A 14,014-nucleotide genomic window follows, 5' to 3' on the forward strand; every position below is an offset into this window, starting at 1 on the left:
TCTTTGGGGGTGGCGGGGTGAACCCCGCCCTACGATTGGTGTTGTTTGTGATGCTGGATCACTTCCTGAATGATGAAGTTCAGGAATTTCTTGGCGAATTCAGGGTCCAGATCGGCCTGTTGCGCAAGATCGGTCAGCCGTGCGATCTGCGCGGCTTCGCGCGCTGTATCGGACGGGGGCAGGGCATGTTCGGCTTTGAGCCGGCCCACGGCCTGTGTGTGTTTGAAGCGTTCGCCCAAAGTATAGACAAGGATCGCATCCAGCCGGTCGATGCTGGCGCGATGGTCTTTCAGGATTTGTGCGGCGCGGGTGACGGCGTCAGACATGGGCCTGTCCTTTCGGATTTGGGTGGCGGTAAACCAGTGTGTCGGGCTTTGGGCCAAGAGCCTTTGCGTCATGTGCCGCGCCAAGCTTTTCTGCCAACCGGATCGAGCGCGTATTGTCCGGCGCGATATAGCTGACGGCACTGTCCCAGCCGAGGCTGTCATAGGCATGGGCAATCGCGGCGCGCGCGGCCTCAGAGGCGATGCCGGTGCCTTCGGCGGCATCCGACAGGATCATCCAGCCGATTTCGGTTTCCGGCCAGTCGGGCGGGGTCCACGGGCCGACAAGGCCCAGGGCGGTATCGTCCTCCGCGCGCGTGACCGCCCACATTCCATAGCCAAAGATGTCCCAATGGCCCAGCTCGGACGCAAAGCTGCGCCACGCCTTGCCCAGATCCTTATGCCCGCCAAAGGCGGTGGAGCGGTCCGACATCATGAAATCATGAAAGGCGGGCCAGTCATCCGCGACAGGGCGGCGCAATGTCAGCCTGTCGGTTTTCAGGTTTTGGCAAACCTGAAGCCTCCGGCGGGGATATTTCGGCTCGAACGATGTCATTTCTTTTTGCCAAAACCTGACAGACCAGCCGGCAGTTGCATCCCGCCACCCAAGCCAGGCAGGCCGCCGCGCCCTTGCAGGGCTTTGGCGGCGTCGGCCATCGCCTTGGGGTCGTTCATATCGGGCATGCCTTCGGGGGCGCCGCCTTTGCCGAACATGCCTTTCATGGCCTGTTTCAGCATCCCGCCCTTGCCCATCTTTTTCATCATATCGGCCATCTGCCGGTGCTGTTTGATCAGCTTGTTGAGTTCGGAAACCTCAAGCCCAGCACCCGCCGCGATCCGTTTCTTGCGCGAGGCGGCCAGCAGGTCTGGGTTGGCGCGTTCTTTCTTGGTCATCGAATTGATCAGCGCGATCTGGCGTTTGAGGATGCCGTCATCCATCCCCGCCGCCGCCATCTGTTTGCCCATCTTGGCGGCACCGGGCATCATCCCCATCATGCCTTCCATGCCGCCCATCTTCAGCATCTGGTCCAGCTGCATCTTGAGGTCGTTCATGTTGAACCGGCCCTGCTGGAACCGTTTCATCATGCGCGCGGCTTGTTCGGCCTCGATCGTTTCCTGCGCCTTTTCGACAAGGGCGACGATATCGCCCATGCCCAGGATGCGGCCGGCGATGCGCGATGGCTCGAAGGTTTCGATGGCGTCCATCTTTTCGCCAAGGCCGACGAAACGGATCGGCTTGCCAGTGATCGCGCGCATCGACAGCGCCGCACCGCCGCGCCCGTCGCCATCCATCCGCGTCAGGACCACGCCGGTGACGCCGATCTTGTCGTCGAATTCCTGCGCAACATTGACCGCGTCCTGACCTGTCAGGCCATCGACGACCAGCAGCGTTTCGCGCGGATTAGCCACATCGCGCACCGCGGCGGCCTGTGCGATCAGTTCGGCGTCGATATGCAGCCGGCCTGCAGTGTCGAGCATATAGACGTCATAGCCGCCCAAGGATGCCTGTACCTTGGCGCGTTTGGCGATCTGGACAGGGGTTTCGCCCTTGACGATGGGCAGGGTATCGACCCCGATCTGCATCCCCAGGATCGCCAGCTGTTCCATCGCCGCAGGGCGGTTGGTGTCAAGCGAGGCCATCAGCACCTTTTTGCCTTCGCGTTCCTTCAAACGTTTGGCAAGTTTGGCGGTAGTGGTGGTTTTACCCGACCCCTGCAAACCGACCATCAGAATGGGCGCAGGCGGGTTGTCGATTTTCAAAGCACCTGGGTCTTCGTCACCGGTCAGGACGCGCTGAAGTTCGTCATGCACGATCTTGACGACCTGCTGGCCCGGCGTGATCGATTTGGTGACGGCCTGACCTGTCGCCTTGGCCTGCACGGCGGCGACGAAATCGCGCGCGACAGGCAGCGATACGTCTGCCTCGAGCAGGGCGGTGCGCACCTCGCGCAGGGCGGTTTTCACATCATCTTCGGACAGCGCACCTTGCTTGGTCAGCTTGTCGAACACGCCGGACAGGCGTTCGGAGAGATTTTCAAACATAGGCCACGGCCCTTTTGTCGTTTCGGTTGCGGCCCATCCTATACCGGACAGGCCAAAGCAGGAACGCCCCCGTGGGCGCAACGCGCTGACGGAGGGCGATCCCCTGAATGCGGGGACCGGAAAGCACAGGCGTTCCGGGATGGCTGGCGTTTATGCCGACAGACGGCGCGAGTCAACTGCCGCGCAATTGCGCGATCTTGTGCAGCGTATCGGCGCGATAGGCATAGGCCACGCTGCCGGTACCCGCCATGAGCGCCAGCATATGCAGATAGGGCGGGCCGACCCAGATCAGCAGGGCCGACAGACCGGTAATCATCGTGGCCAGCAGCACAAGCCCGGCAATCCCTTCCCAGCCGCGCCACCACAGCAGGGCGGCGCCCAACACCTCGACCGAGCCGGTGACATAGCGCGGAAACTGGCCAAAGCCGATGGCCTCATAGATGGCGACATCGGTGCTGTGCCCGGTCAGCTTGCGCAGGCCGAAATACACGAATGCGATGGTGAGCGCGGCGCGCAGGGCGGCCAGAAGTCGGGTCTGTGTCATGACCCAAAGATAGGCCGCACCGGACATTATCAAGGGCGCGCCTTTGCCCTTGCGCAGGCGAACGATTTGCGGGATTTTCAGCTTAGAGTGTCTGTCAGCGCACGGAACCGAGATGGATAATTGGGACGAAATCCGCACCGCATTTCAGGTTGCGCGCAGAGGGACGGTCAGCGGCGCTGCCGAGGAACTGGGCGTGCATCATGCGACCGTCATCCGCCATATCGACGCGCTGGAACAGCGGCTGGGGGTGAAATTGTTCCAACGGCACGCGCGCGGCTATACCGCAACCGAAGCGGGGCAGGACCTGTTGCAGGTGGCGCAAGCAACCGATGACCAGTTCACCCAGCTGGCCGGCCGGATCAAGGGGCAGGGCGAAGGCGTGTCAGGCGACCTGGTCATCACCTCGCTGGATATGCTGTCGCATCGGCTGACGCCGGTGATGGTGGCGTTTCAGGCGCAATATCCCGACTTGCGCATCCGTTACCGGACCGGCGACCGCGTGTTCCGGCTGGAATACGGCGAGGCGCATGTCGCGATCCGCGCCGGCACGATGCCCGAAGAGCCTGACAATGTGGTGCAGCCTTTCATGGCGCAGCGGATGTCGCTGGTGGCCTCGGCGGCCTATATCGACCGTTTTGGCCTGCCGGACGGGGCAGAAGACCTGCCGCGCCACCGGTTCGTGATCGGTGATGACGAAAAATCCCGGGCCCCGTTCGAACGCTGGCTGCGCCAAAGGGTGCCGGATGCGGCGTTGATGTATCGCGCCTCTGACCCGCGCAACATGCTTGATGCGATCCTTGCGGGGGCGGGGATCGGGTTCGTGGTGCAACAGGAATGCGCAGCGCATGGCTTGACCGAGGTGATCCCCAGCCTTGACGAATGGTCGGCGCCGCTGTGGCTTGTCACACATGTCGATCTGCACCGCACGACCAAGGTGCAGGCCTTCTTGCGGTTCATCAAGGACCAGATGAAGACGCTGGAATGACCCAGCCGCGTGCCGGGCATCTGGCGATGCTGCTGTTCTCGACGCTGGTAGCGGGGTCTTTCGCGCTGGGCGCGCTTGCGGCCAATGATATCGCCCCCATCGCGCTAAACGCGGTGCGGTTCTGGATCGCGGTGTTTATTTTGGGGGCGGCGGTGGTCGCGACCGGCGGCATGACGCGCGGGGCGGTCACGGCTCTCTGGCGCTATCCGTTGCTGGCGGGGTTCCTGACCACCTATTTCGTCGCCATGTTCGAAGGGTTGAAAACCGCGCCCCCCGTCAGCGCCGCCGCCGTGTTCACCCTGACACCGCTGATGGCGGGGGTCTTTGGCTGGCTTTTGCTGGGCCAGCGCTTTACGCCGCGTATTCTTTTGGCCTTGGCGATCGGTGGGGTGGGCGCGCTTTGGGTGATCTTTCGCGCCGATGTCGCAGCAGTGCTGCGGTTCGAAATCGGGCGTGGTGAATTGATCTATCTGGGCGGTTGTCTGGCCCATGCGGTCTATACCCCGCTGGTGCGGCGGCTGAACCGGGGGGAACCTGCATTGGTTTTCAGCTTCGGTGTGCTGCTGGCGGGGGCGATGCTGTTGACGGTTTTTGGCTGGGGCGATCTGCGTGCGACCGACTGGACAGCATTGCCCGCGATTGTCTGGATCACGATCCTTTACACCGCCCTGTTCGCCAGCGCGGCCACCTTTACTCTGCTGCAATTCGCCACGATGCGGCTGCCCAGCAGCAAGGTGATGGCCTATACCTATCTGGTGCCAAGTTGGGTGATCGTCTGGGGTGTGGCGCTGGGCGGTGAGATGCCGCCCGCCATCGTGATGGCGGGGCTGGGGATCACGATTGCGGCGCTGGTTCTGTTGTTGCGGCAAGACTAGCGAATTCGAGGTCCAGAAACGCCTCGAACGCATCCAGATCGACAGGTTCCATCTGCCCGAACCCCGCCATCCAGACCGAGGCCGCGCGCAACGCATCAGGTTCAAGCTTGCACCATTTCACGCGGCCGCGCTTTTCCTGACTGATGAGGCCCGCGGCGGTCAAAACCCCCAGATGCTTGGAAATCGCCGCCAGCGACATCGCGAAAGGCTCGGCCACATCGGTCACCGCCATGTCATCTTCCAGCAGCATCGACAGGATCGCGCGGCGCGTGGGGTCCGCAAGCGCGGCAAAGGTATTATCGAGCGTGGCAGCCATGCCTGTGCTTATGCCACCGACCACGCAAACGTCAACCATCCGGTTGAATATGAATATCGACAAAACGCGCACACCGACCGCCTTTTTTGACTTCTCTTTTCTAAAAATACTCAATTAAAACAGATGGTTGATATGGTATCGTCGCGGCTTGACTCTCTGCCTGCACCACCCTAGACGGTGTCCAACCTTCCGAAGGGGGCCAACCGATGCCGGAACCGCAGAACGCAGACCGCCTCAAGGCGCTCGAAGCGAAGATTGCGGCGCTCAAGACACCGGCAGAGGTGAAGGACCATTCGGAAGAACATTATTCGCAAGCGCAGCTTGCCTGGCGAATGGTGATCGAACTCGTGGCCGGTCTGGGGATCGGTTTCGGCATTGGATACGGCTTGGATACCCTGTTTGGGACCATGCCGGTTTTTCTGGTGCTGTTCATATTTTTAGGCCTCGCCGCCGGTGTGCAGACGATGATGCGCTCGGCAGCAGAGGTTCAGTTGAAGCAGCAGCGCGCTGCACAGGAAAAGGGTGACGCAAGTGGCGATTGAACCAGAAACCAAAGGTGGTCTTGTCTTCCATCCGCTGGACCAGTTCATCGTCAAGCCCGCTTTCGGGGATGGCGCGGTCAACTGGTATACCGTTACCAATCTCACCGTCTGGATGGGCATCATCCTGCTGGCGATCTTTGCGCTGTTCGTTCTGGGGAGCCGGGGCCGTGCGATCATTCCGTCGCGGGTCCAGTCGATTGGCGAATTGATGTATGGTTTCATCTACAAAATGATCGAAGACATCACCGGCAAGGACGGGGTCAAGTATTTCCCCTATATCATGACGTTGTTCGTCTTCATCCTGTTTGCGAATTTCATCGCCTTGATCCCGATGTCCTATAGCCCGACATCGATGATCGCGGTGACTGCGACGCTGGGTTTTGGGTCTTTCGTCGCCATCACGATCCTTGGGTTCGTGAAACATGGGGCCTCTTTCCTGAAATTGTTCTGGATGTCCGACGCACCCTTGTTCCTGCGCCCGATCATCGCGGTGATCGAAGTGATTTCCTACCTCGTGCGCCCGGTCAGCCTGTCCATTCGTCTGGGCGGCAATATCGCGGCGGGCCACGTCGTTCTGAAAGTGTTTGCCGGTTTCGCGGCGCTGGCTGTCGCCAGCCCTGCGGCGATCCTTGGCATTATCGCCATCTATGGGCTGGAAGTGCTGGTTGCCGGCATTCAGGCCTATGTCTTCACGATCCTGATCTGTGTCTATCTCAAGGACGCACTTCACCCGCATCACTAACACCGGATGGGTGAAATCACCCGTCCTACCTCTCAACTTCCAATCGTAAGGAGAATTCTCATGGAAGGCGAACTCGCACATATCGGCGCTGGTCTGGCTGCAATCGGTTCCGGCTTTGCCGCAATCGGCGTCGGCAACGTTGCCGGCAATTACCTGGCAGGCGCATTGCGCAACCCATCTGCCGCTGCTGGCCAGACAGCCACGCTGTTCATCGGTCTGGCATTCGCCGAAGCGCTGGGGATCTTCGCATTCCTCGTGTCGCTTCTGCTGATGTTCGCAGTCTAACAGGCAACCCATATCCTTACGGCTGACCGGCGCGTTTGATGCGTGTCGGTCGGTAAACCTGCAAGGTATTCGGGGACCATCATGGCAACACAGACAAATACGATCGCAGGAGCTTGCGTCGACGCCGGCGGATCCGCTCTTGGCATGCCGCAGCTTTGCGCTGAATGGATGCCGAACCAGATTTTCTGGCTCATCGTCACATTGATTGCGATTTTCTTCGTGATGTCGCGCATTGCGCTGCCACGGATTGGCGCGGTCTTGGCCGAACGCTCTGGCACAATCACGAACGATATTGCCGCAGCCGAAGATTTCAAGAACAAGGCAGCCGAAGCCGAAACCGCCTATGAACAGGCATTGACCGATGCCCGCGCCAAGGCCCAGGAGATCATCGCCAAGGCCAAGGCAGAGATTCAGGCCGACCTTGACGTCGCATTGCAAAAGGCCGATGCCGCCATCGCCGCCAAGGCCGCCGAAAGCGAAACAGCCATTGGCGAAATCCGCGACAGCGCCATCAAGAACATCACCGAGGTCGCCACCGACACCGCCAAGGAATTGGTGCTGGCGCTGGGTGGCACTGCTGACGCCACGACAATCACCGCCGCGGTCAACGCGCGGATGAAAGGATAAGTCATGCGTTTTATGGTCACTGCCCTTTTCGTTGCCGCAGCCTCGCCCGCATTGGCGGCCGATTATCCGTTCGTGTCGCTGCGCAACACCGATTTCGTGGTTCTTGTCGCCTTCCTGATCTTCATCGGCATCCTGCTGTATTACAAGGTGCCGGCGCTGGTGGCAGACATGCTGGACAAGCGTGCTGTCAATATCCGTGCCGAGCTCGACGAAGCCAAGGCTTTGCGCGAAGAGGCGATGGCGCTGCTGGCCTCTTACGAGCGCAAGCAAAAGGACGTGCAAGTCCAGGCTGACCGGATTGTCGCCTCTGCCAAGCAAGAAGCCAATGATGCGGCGGTCGCTGCGAAAGAAGAGATCGCCAAATCCATCAGCCGCCGCATGCAGGCCGCCGAGGAACAGATCGCATCCGCACAGGCCGCTGCGATCAAGGATGTCCGCGATCAGGCCGTGATCGTTGCTGTCGCTGCTGCCAAGGACGTTCTGGCAGGGCAGATGAACGCGAAATCGGCCGGTGCGCTGATCGACGAATCCATCGCGGTTGTCGCAGATAAACTGCATTAAACCGATCAATCTGATGATACAAAAAGCCCGGATGCCGCGATGCATCCGGGCTTTTGCGTTCAAAGGCCGTGGCGCGCGGCCGGATTAGCGGCGCAATTCGTGCTGGAACCGCTTTTGTGCGAAGGTTTCGTTGCGGTCCGCCTTTTGCTGGCGTGTCAGCGCCTGTTCGACATAATCAAGATGCGCCTCGACCGCCGCACGGGCCGCGACAGGATCGCGCGCTTGCAGCCCCATGTTGATCTGGCGGTGCTGGTCAAGCAAGGCATCGCGCGTCGTGCGCTGTTTGAACATGACGCTTCGGTTATAAAACACACCTTCGCGCAGCAGGTCATACATCGACCGCATCATATGCAGCATGATGATGTTGTGGCTGGCCTCGATGATGGCCAGATGGAATCCGGCGTCAAGATGGGCTTCTTCTGCCGGATTGCGTTTCAGATGGGCGGTTTCCATCTTTTGAAAAATAGTGTCGATCACCTTGAGGTCAGTATCGCTCCCAAGAATGGCGGCGCGGCTGGCGGCCAGCCCCTCCATGTCGCGGCGGAAGCTGATGTAGTCGAACACGGCCTCGTCATGGGATGCAAAAAGCGTGACCAATGCGGGGGCAAAAGCGGACCCCAGCACATCGGCCACGAACACCCCCGCCCCGGCGCGTGAAATCAGCAGGCCGCGTTCCTGCAGATCGGCCAAAGCCTCGCGCAGGGACGGGCGCGACACGTTCATAGTCTCGCTCAGCTCGCGTTCGGATGGCAGACGCTCGCCGGGCCGTAGGATGCCGCGCAAAATCAGACCTTCGATCTGGTGCACAACGCCCTGGGACAGTTTTTCCTGAAGAACCGGCTCGAACGGCATAATGTCTCTTTCGCGTTTTGGTCTGTTCATATGACCACATTCTGTATGATGTGTTCAAATGAAAAGGGGCCGCAGATTGCAGCCCCTTCGCCGGTCGCATGTCGAAAGATCAGTTTGGCGTGATGATGATTTCCACACGACGGTTCAACTGGCGGCCTTCGGCTGTGGCGTTGGATGCGATCGGCTGGTACAGACCCGCGCCGATCGACCGGACCCGCCCGGGTGACACGCCGCCGCTGCGCAGCACGCCGGCCACAGATTGCGCACGACGTTCCGACAGGTCCTGGTTAAAGCTGGCAGAGCCGACATTGTCGGTATGGCCGATCACGTTAATGGTCGAATCAGGGTAATTGGTCAGCGACCGCGCCACGATCATCAGGTCATTCTGCGATTGTGCGCCGATTTGTGTGCTGTTGGTCGCGAACAAAAGATCCTGTGACAGCACGACCACCAGGTTGGTGCCGTTATTGGACACACCCACATCGTTGCGCAGCGCGCGGCGCAATTCTTCGGCCTGACGGTCAAGGCTGTTGCCGATCCCGCCACCGACGCCTGCACCCAGTGCAGCGCCGATCAATGCCGCGCGGTTGCGGTCGCGCACGGTGCCGTCGTTGCCGATCAAGGCGCCGGCAGCAGCCCCCCCAAGCGCGCCGATCATGGCACCCTGACGCGTGTTCTGGCTTTGGTTCGGTGCACCGGGATCGCAGGCGGCCACCAGCAGCATGGCAGACGCGGCAATCGCGAGCGGGAATTTGGATAGGATCATGACAGGGTTTCCACTACTTTAAAGTGCGCAAAACGGCGCGGTTTACACGCTGTCTTATGACGACAAATGCATTGCTATCCAATAACGGTTTCACGCCCCTTTTGGTTCCAGTGCTTTTCCGCCCATCGCATCGCCTGCGTCAATGCGCGCAGATTCCCATGCCAGCATGGCCCGTTTGACAGGCATCCCCCAGTGATAACCGCCCAACCCCCCCGATTTGCGCAAGGCGCGGTGACAGGGGATCAACCAACTGACAGGGTTGCGCCCGACAGCCGTGCCAACCGCACGCACGGCCTTTGGGTTGCCGATGGCGCCCGCGATCTCGGCATAGGTGGTCACATGGCCTGACGGAATGGCGAGCAGCGCCTCCCAGACCTTGAGCTGGAATGGCGCGCCGATCATGTGCAGGCGGGTTTCGCCGGTCATGCCAAACGCAGCCTCGGCCCAGCCGCGCAGGGCATCGGGGTTTTCGATGAACGTTGCGGCAGGCCAGCGCTGGCACAGATCGGCCATCGCGGCGTCAGCACCGGTTTCCGCGGCGAAGGCCAGCCCGCAAATCCCGCGATCGGTCCCCATCACCAGCGCGGGGCCAAAGGCACTGTCAAACCAGCCCCAGACAATCGTTAGCCCCGCCGCGTCGCGCGCGTAATCGCCGGGGCTCATCGCTTCCCAGCGCAGGAACAGATCGTGCAGCCGGCCCGAACCGGACAGCCCGACCGCATGGGCGGTGTCCAGCGTGGTGAAGCGGTCACGCAACAAGGTCTTGGCATGCGACAGGTTCAGATATTGCTGATAGCGTTTGGGCGACACCCCGACCCAGGATGAAAACAGGCGCTGGAAATGCGCAGGGCTCATCTGCATCTGCGCCGCCAGATCGGCCAGCGACAGCGGTGCGTCGCCCGCAGCATCGATCAGGTCGATGGCGCGGCGCATGACGTGGTAATGATATCTGTCTGACTGGTTCATGGGTCTGATCCTAGTGATATCGCGCGCCCCCCGCGACCCGATTATTGCGCATCCGGCGCTTGCCCAGCCGCAACGGGCGTTGCATACCAGAAACATGGCAAAGCAGCTTGATTATCATTCCATCCGCGCGATCTTTGCGCGTTTTCAGGCCGAAGCGCCCGAGCCGGAAGGCGAGCTTGAGCATGTCAACGCCTATACGCTGGTCGTGGCGGTCGCGCTGTCCGCGCAGGCCACCGACAAAGGCGTGAACAAGGCCACACGCGGGCTGTTCGCTGTCGCCGATACACCGCAAAAGATGCTGGATCTCGGGCTGGACGGCGTGACCGAGCATGTCAAAACGATTGGCCTGTTTCGCCAGAAGGCCAAGAACATCATCAAGATGAGCCAGATTCTGGTCGATGATTTCGGCGGCGAAGTGCCCAATTCCCGCGCCGCGTTGCAATTGCTGCCCGGCGTCGGGCGCAAGACGGCCAATGTCGTGCTGAACATGTGGTGGGGCCAGCCGGCGCAGGCGGTGGACACGCATATCTATCGCTTTGGCAACCGCAGCGGCGTGGCGCCGGGGCGCGATGTCGATGCGGTGGAACGCGCCATCGAAGACCATATCCCCGCCGATTATCAATTGCATGCGCATCATTGGATGATCCTGCACGGGCGCTATGTCTGTGTCGCACGCAAACCCAAATGCGGTGCCTGTCTGATCCGCGATCTGTGTCTCTATGAGGAAAAGAATTTATGAAAAAGTATCAGGTTGTCGGAATCGGCAATGCGATGGTCGATGTGCTTGCGCGCGCTGACGACGGATTTCTGGATACCGCTGGCGTACAAAAAGGCATCATGCAGCTGATTGATATGGACCGTGCAGTCGATCTTTATGACCGGATCGGCCCGGCCAAGGAAATCAGCGGCGGATCGGCTGCGAATACCATCGCCGGTATCGCGCAGCTGGGCGGACGGACCGCCTATGTGGGCAAGGTCAAGGATGACCAGCTGGGCGCGATCTTTGCGCATGACCTGCGCGCGCAGGGTGCCGATTATGCGACACGTATGGCGCCCAAGACCGAGACCGCCGAAACCGGACGCTGCATTGTCATCGTGACGCCGGATGGCGAGCGGTCGATGAACACCTATCTTGGCGTGACCGAATTCCTGTCGCCCGACGACATTGATGACGCGCAGATGGCCGATGCTGACTGGATCTACCTGGAAGGCTATCGTTTCGACGGACCCGACAGCCACGCGGCCTTTGCCAAGGCGATTGCCGCTTGCAAAGGCGCAGGCGGGCGGGTGTCGATCACCCTGTCGGATCCGTTCTGCATCGCACGGCACCGCGACGCCTTTGCCGCGATGATCCGCGATCATGTGGATCTTTTGTTCTGCAACCGCGCGGAAATGCTGGCGATGTACCAGACGACAGATTTCGAGGCCGCCCTTGCCCAGTCGGCGGCAGAGGTGGAGATGGTGGCCTGCACCGACAGCGGCAATGGCGTACATATCCTGTCAAATGGCGCGCGCTGGCATGTGCCTGCCGTGCCGACCGAGATTGTCGATGCGACAGGCGCGGGCGATCTGTTCGCGGCAGGGTTCCTGTGGGGGCTGACCGCAGGGTTCGGTTTGGAAACCTGCGGCAAGATGGGCAATCTGGCGGCGTCCGAGGTGATCAGCCATATCGGCGCGCGGCCGGAAACCGATCTCAGGACGCTGTTTGCAAAACACCAGCTGCTTTAAGCCAGCGCTGGTCCAGCGCGTCGATTGCGGCAGGGTCAAAGCGCCCTTCCTCTTTCCAGTATTTGCCGGATGGGACGTAATATCCAAGCCGGGCCTCTTCGTCCAATGCCGCCTTTGCCTCGGCAAGGTCATAGGGCAGCGGCTGCGCAATGGCTGTCGCCTGTGGCGTGGAGCGCGGAAAGACCAGCCGGCTTTCGTCCAGTGACAGGTTGACGACAGCACAGCCGCGCGCGGCAGCCATCAGCATGAACCGCGCCGATTTCGCTTCGAGCGAGCGCAAAGTGACGTCGGCGCGCAACGGGTCGGCTGTGCCGGTGCCATAGAAATGCGTCTGGCTTTGCGCGGGATAGACCATATCGCAGCCCATCATCGCAATCACGCGTGGCTTGAGCGCCGCCAGCGCCCAATAGCCTGCGGTAAAGGCCATCGTCCCGCCGGCATAAACAAAGCCGCCAAATGCGTTCTGCAAGGGAACATAATCGGCGGCTCTGATAATCCGCTGCTCTGGGGCCAGCGCGCGCGGCATGCGCGCTGCCGGAAAATCATCAGGATGGATCAGATCGTCCCAATCGGGGCGCACCGCCCAGGCGTTGTTGATCGCCACGATCCGGTCGAATGGATGGCGCGGCCAGTCACGGGTTTCCACAACATTCGGGCCACTGCCCAGCACCAGAACAACCGCCATCATCATTTTCCTTGCATCACCCGATGTCTGGCAGATAACCCAGCATCAAGCGATGTCGAGAAAAACTTTTATGCCTCCGGCGGGGATATTTGGGCTCGAACGATGCAAAAGATAACCGCCATCCATCACTTGGTCGCCCGGCGCTTTGCAACAGATGGCGGCATCGTTGTCGGCGGTCATCGGCATCCCTGCCTGTACCGCAGCATCAGCATGGCGCATTAACCTTAACATCCCCTTAAACGGCATCGTTCGAGCAAAAATATCCTCGGGGGTGAGGCGCGCCAGCGCCGAGGGGGCAGACAGCCCCCTTACTGCCCCAGCTTGGCATGCACTTCGTCCAGGTCGATCTCGCCCACAGGCATCTTGTTGGCCGGATTTTCGAAATCGTATTTGAACAGCCGGAAATCGCGTTTGTAGATTTCATAGACCAAGTGCATCGACAGATCGTCGAAGTAATCCTCGACAGGATGCAGCCGCTTGGGGCCGTGGCCTTCGCTTTCGTTGAAACGCGGGATCGTGGCAAGGTCGATCGCATGGGGCCGGTCGGTCCGGTCCAGCACGGCCTGCATGCCGTCGTCAAATTTTTCGGTCCAGAAGATGTGGTCATAACGCCCGCCATTCGCGATGAATGTCCCGATATGGCCTGACATGGCCGACCAGTGGATATCCGGCTCCATCGGTTTGCGCCAGCGGATCGTGTCGCATGCAAACAGCAAGAATCGCCGGAAGCTTTTGATCTGATCAAAGGCGAGTCCATCCGCCGGATTGCCCACGTCGATCCCGTATTTCTGGATCAGCTGCGGGACCAGATTGCCGCGATAGTAATTTCCGCTGCGTTGCACGCCGCAGATCTTGTCGAAGAACGACGACAGGATGCGGGTATAGGGGTTGCGCACGCAGGTGAAGGCGAAACTTTTATGCGCCAGCACATTGTCCCGGATCGGCTGCTGGCTGTTCTCCAGCGCCCATTTGTGCAGGCCTGTCTTCGCGTCATGGATGTCGCCGTCGAAGAACCTGCCGTGATCGGAATAATACATGATCTGCCCGATGGTCGAACAGGCGCATTTCGGCACCACACGGTAGACCATGCTTTCGCTGGGCGTCATCCAGGTTCCGGGAAAATTGGCCAATGCGATGCTCCTTTGTGCCAAGCTGCGCCCACCCGACGACATAA

General features: G+C 60.5%; 20 protein-coding genes. 9 read left to right on the top strand and 11 right to left on the bottom strand.

What is annotated here, in order from left to right; translation table 11 throughout:
* Positions 1–29: 29 nt before the first annotated feature.
* The 4 genes from SKA53_RS14540 to SKA53_RS14555 form a co-directional block, all read right to left on the bottom strand.
* Complete coding sequence (locus tag SKA53_RS14540; protein WP_007206938.1) at positions 30–326, bottom strand: chorismate mutase; 297 nt, start codon at positions 324–326, stop codon at positions 30–32.
* Complete coding sequence (locus SKA53_RS14545; protein ID WP_007206939.1) at positions 319–879, bottom strand: GNAT family N-acetyltransferase; 561 nt, start codon at positions 877–879, stop codon at positions 319–321. Before SKA53_RS14545 ends, SKA53_RS14540 begins: the two co-directional genes overlap by 8 nt.
* Complete coding sequence (gene ffh / locus SKA53_RS14550; RefSeq protein WP_007206940.1) at positions 876–2,366, bottom strand: signal recognition particle protein; 1,491 nt, start codon at positions 2,364–2,366, stop codon at positions 876–878. Before ffh ends, SKA53_RS14545 begins: the two co-directional genes overlap by 4 nt.
* Before the next feature lie 172 nt (positions 2,367–2,538).
* On the bottom strand, positions 2,539–2,910 hold the full coding sequence (locus SKA53_RS14555) for a hypothetical protein (RefSeq protein WP_040483336.1): 372 nt from the start codon (positions 2,908–2,910) through the stop codon (positions 2,539–2,541).
* Between the two features lie 112 nt (positions 2,911–3,022).
* Between SKA53_RS14555 and SKA53_RS14560 the strand changes: the two genes are divergently transcribed.
* Both SKA53_RS14560 and SKA53_RS14565 read left to right on the top strand, forming a co-directional pair.
* On the top strand, positions 3,023–3,895 hold the full coding sequence (locus SKA53_RS14560) for a LysR family transcriptional regulator (RefSeq protein ID WP_007206942.1): 873 nt from the start codon (positions 3,023–3,025) through the stop codon (positions 3,893–3,895).
* A complete protein-coding gene (locus SKA53_RS14565) occupies positions 3,892–4,770 on the top strand; it encodes a DMT family transporter (protein ID WP_007206943.1) in 879 nt (292 codons plus the stop codon). Before SKA53_RS14560 ends, SKA53_RS14565 begins: the two co-directional genes overlap by 4 nt.
* Here the strand turns inward: SKA53_RS14565 and SKA53_RS14570 are convergent.
* A complete protein-coding gene (locus SKA53_RS14570) occupies positions 4,730–5,086 on the bottom strand; it encodes an ArsR/SmtB family transcription factor (RefSeq protein WP_040483017.1) in 357 nt (118 codons plus the stop codon). The two genes, SKA53_RS14565 and SKA53_RS14570, sit on opposite strands and share 41 nt — an antisense overlap.
* A gap of 206 nt (positions 5,087–5,292) precedes the next feature.
* Here SKA53_RS14570 and SKA53_RS14575 point away from each other — a divergent pair, with 206 nt between their 5' ends.
* The 5 genes from SKA53_RS14575 to SKA53_RS14595 all read left to right on the top strand — a co-directional run bounded on the left by SKA53_RS14575 (position 5,293) and on the right by SKA53_RS14595 (position 7,843).
* Positions 5,293–5,628: an AtpZ/AtpI family protein gene (locus SKA53_RS14575; protein WP_007206945.1), complete on the top strand. Its 336-nt coding sequence runs from the start codon at positions 5,293–5,295 to the stop codon at positions 5,626–5,628.
* Positions 5,618–6,370, top strand: a complete 753-nt coding sequence (locus tag SKA53_RS14580; protein WP_007206946.1) for a F0F1 ATP synthase subunit A — start codon at positions 5,618–5,620, stop codon at positions 6,368–6,370. The genes SKA53_RS14575 and SKA53_RS14580 overlap by 11 nt, the downstream gene beginning before the upstream one ends.
* Positions 6,371–6,430: 60 nt before the next feature.
* A complete protein-coding gene (locus SKA53_RS14585) occupies positions 6,431–6,655 on the top strand; it encodes a F0F1 ATP synthase subunit C (RefSeq protein WP_007206947.1) in 225 nt (74 codons plus the stop codon).
* Positions 6,656–6,736: 81 nt separating this feature from the next.
* Positions 6,737–7,282, top strand: coding sequence for a F0F1 ATP synthase subunit B' (locus SKA53_RS14590; RefSeq protein WP_007206948.1), 546 nt, complete (start codon positions 6,737–6,739; stop codon positions 7,280–7,282).
* Between the two features lie 3 nt (positions 7,283–7,285).
* Positions 7,286–7,843, top strand: a complete 558-nt coding sequence (locus SKA53_RS14595; RefSeq protein ID WP_007206949.1) for a F0F1 ATP synthase subunit B — start codon at positions 7,286–7,288, stop codon at positions 7,841–7,843.
* A gap of 84 nt (positions 7,844–7,927) precedes the next feature.
* Here the strand turns inward: SKA53_RS14595 and SKA53_RS14600 are convergent, their stop codons facing one another.
* The 3 genes from SKA53_RS14600 to SKA53_RS14610 form a co-directional block, all read right to left on the bottom strand.
* The gene (locus tag SKA53_RS14600; protein WP_007206950.1) at positions 7,928–8,695 is read right to left on the bottom strand and encodes a FadR/GntR family transcriptional regulator; all 768 of its coding nucleotides are present in this window, start codon (positions 8,693–8,695) and stop codon (positions 7,928–7,930) included.
* 109 nt (positions 8,696–8,804) lie between these two features.
* A complete protein-coding gene (locus SKA53_RS14605) occupies positions 8,805–9,461 on the bottom strand; it encodes an OmpA family protein (protein ID WP_007206951.1) in 657 nt (218 codons plus the stop codon).
* A 90-nt stretch (positions 9,462–9,551) separates the two neighbouring features.
* Positions 9,552–10,427 carry a methylated-DNA--[protein]-cysteine S-methyltransferase gene (locus SKA53_RS14610; RefSeq protein ID WP_007206952.1) on the bottom strand — a complete coding sequence of 292 codons (876 nt, stop codon included), beginning with the start codon at positions 10,425–10,427 and terminating at the stop codon, positions 9,552–9,554.
* 94 nt (positions 10,428–10,521) lie between these two features.
* Between SKA53_RS14610 and nth the strand changes: the two genes are divergently transcribed.
* Both nth and SKA53_RS14620 read left to right on the top strand, forming a co-directional pair.
* Complete coding sequence (gene nth / locus SKA53_RS14615) at positions 10,522–11,166, top strand: endonuclease III (protein ID WP_040483337.1); 645 nt, start codon at positions 10,522–10,524, stop codon at positions 11,164–11,166.
* Positions 11,163–12,155, top strand: coding sequence for an adenosine kinase (locus tag SKA53_RS14620; RefSeq protein WP_007206954.1), 993 nt, complete (start codon positions 11,163–11,165; stop codon positions 12,153–12,155). Before nth ends, SKA53_RS14620 begins: the two co-directional genes overlap by 4 nt.
* On the opposite strand, the gene SKA53_RS14625 is transcribed toward SKA53_RS14620, so the two are convergent.
* From SKA53_RS14625 to SKA53_RS14630, 3 genes are all read right to left on the bottom strand, one after another.
* On the bottom strand, positions 12,121–12,846 hold the full coding sequence (locus SKA53_RS14625) for a hypothetical protein (RefSeq protein ID WP_007206955.1): 726 nt from the start codon (positions 12,844–12,846) through the stop codon (positions 12,121–12,123). The two genes, SKA53_RS14620 and SKA53_RS14625, sit on opposite strands and share 35 nt — an antisense overlap.
* Before the next feature lie 39 nt (positions 12,847–12,885).
* A complete protein-coding gene (locus tag SKA53_RS15665; RefSeq protein ID WP_007206956.1) occupies positions 12,886–13,059 on the bottom strand; it encodes a hypothetical protein in 174 nt (57 codons plus the stop codon).
* An 89-nt stretch (positions 13,060–13,148) separates the two neighbouring features.
* A complete protein-coding gene (locus tag SKA53_RS14630) occupies positions 13,149–14,012 on the bottom strand; it encodes a sulfotransferase family protein (protein WP_007206957.1) in 864 nt (287 codons plus the stop codon).
* Positions 14,013–14,014 lie beyond the last annotated feature (2 nt).

The sequence above is a fragment of the Yoonia vestfoldensis SKA53 genome, assembly GCF_000152785.1.
Classification (GTDB): Bacteria; Pseudomonadota; Alphaproteobacteria; order Rhodobacterales; family Rhodobacteraceae; genus Yoonia; species Yoonia vestfoldensis_A.

Coding starts and splice junctions, on each gene's coding strand:
- SKA53_RS14540 (WP_007206938.1), bottom strand. CDS start 326: ATGTCTGACGCCGTCACCCGCGCCGCACAAATCCTGAAAGACCATCGC.
- SKA53_RS14545 (WP_007206939.1), bottom strand. CDS start 879: ATGACATCGTTCGAGCCGAAATATCCCCGCCGGAGGCTTCAGGTTTGC.
- ffh (WP_007206940.1), bottom strand. CDS start 2,366: ATGTTTGAAAATCTCTCCGAACGCCTGTCCGGCGTGTTCGACAAGCTG.
- SKA53_RS14555 (WP_040483336.1), bottom strand. CDS start 2,910: ATGACACAGACCCGACTTCTGGCCGCCCTGCGCGCCGCGCTCACCATC.
- SKA53_RS14560 (WP_007206942.1), top strand. CDS start 3,023: ATGGATAATTGGGACGAAATCCGCACCGCATTTCAGGTTGCGCGCAGA.
- SKA53_RS14565 (WP_007206943.1), top strand. CDS start 3,892: ATGACCCAGCCGCGTGCCGGGCATCTGGCGATGCTGCTGTTCTCGACG.
- SKA53_RS14570 (WP_040483017.1), bottom strand. CDS start 5,086: ATGGCTGCCACGCTCGATAATACCTTTGCCGCGCTTGCGGACCCCACG.
- SKA53_RS14575 (WP_007206945.1), top strand. CDS start 5,293: ATGCCGGAACCGCAGAACGCAGACCGCCTCAAGGCGCTCGAAGCGAAG.
- SKA53_RS14585 (WP_007206947.1), top strand. CDS start 6,431: ATGGAAGGCGAACTCGCACATATCGGCGCTGGTCTGGCTGCAATCGGT.
- SKA53_RS14590 (WP_007206948.1), top strand. CDS start 6,737: ATGGCAACACAGACAAATACGATCGCAGGAGCTTGCGTCGACGCCGGC.
- SKA53_RS14595 (WP_007206949.1), top strand. CDS start 7,286: ATGCGTTTTATGGTCACTGCCCTTTTCGTTGCCGCAGCCTCGCCCGCA.
- SKA53_RS14600 (WP_007206950.1), bottom strand. CDS start 8,695: ATGCCGTTCGAGCCGGTTCTTCAGGAAAAACTGTCCCAGGGCGTTGTG.
- SKA53_RS14605 (WP_007206951.1), bottom strand. CDS start 9,461: ATGATCCTATCCAAATTCCCGCTCGCGATTGCCGCGTCTGCCATGCTG.
- SKA53_RS14610 (WP_007206952.1), bottom strand. CDS start 10,427: ATGAACCAGTCAGACAGATATCATTACCACGTCATGCGCCGCGCCATC.
- nth (WP_040483337.1), top strand. CDS start 10,522: ATGGCAAAGCAGCTTGATTATCATTCCATCCGCGCGATCTTTGCGCGT.
- SKA53_RS14620 (WP_007206954.1), top strand. CDS start 11,163: ATGAAAAAGTATCAGGTTGTCGGAATCGGCAATGCGATGGTCGATGTG.
- SKA53_RS14625 (WP_007206955.1), bottom strand. CDS start 12,846: ATGATGATGGCGGTTGTTCTGGTGCTGGGCAGTGGCCCGAATGTTGTG.
- SKA53_RS15665 (WP_007206956.1), bottom strand. CDS start 13,059: ATGCGCCATGCTGATGCTGCGGTACAGGCAGGGATGCCGATGACCGCC.
- SKA53_RS14630 (WP_007206957.1), bottom strand. CDS start 14,012: ATGTCGTCGGGTGGGCGCAGCTTGGCACAAAGGAGCATCGCATTGGCC.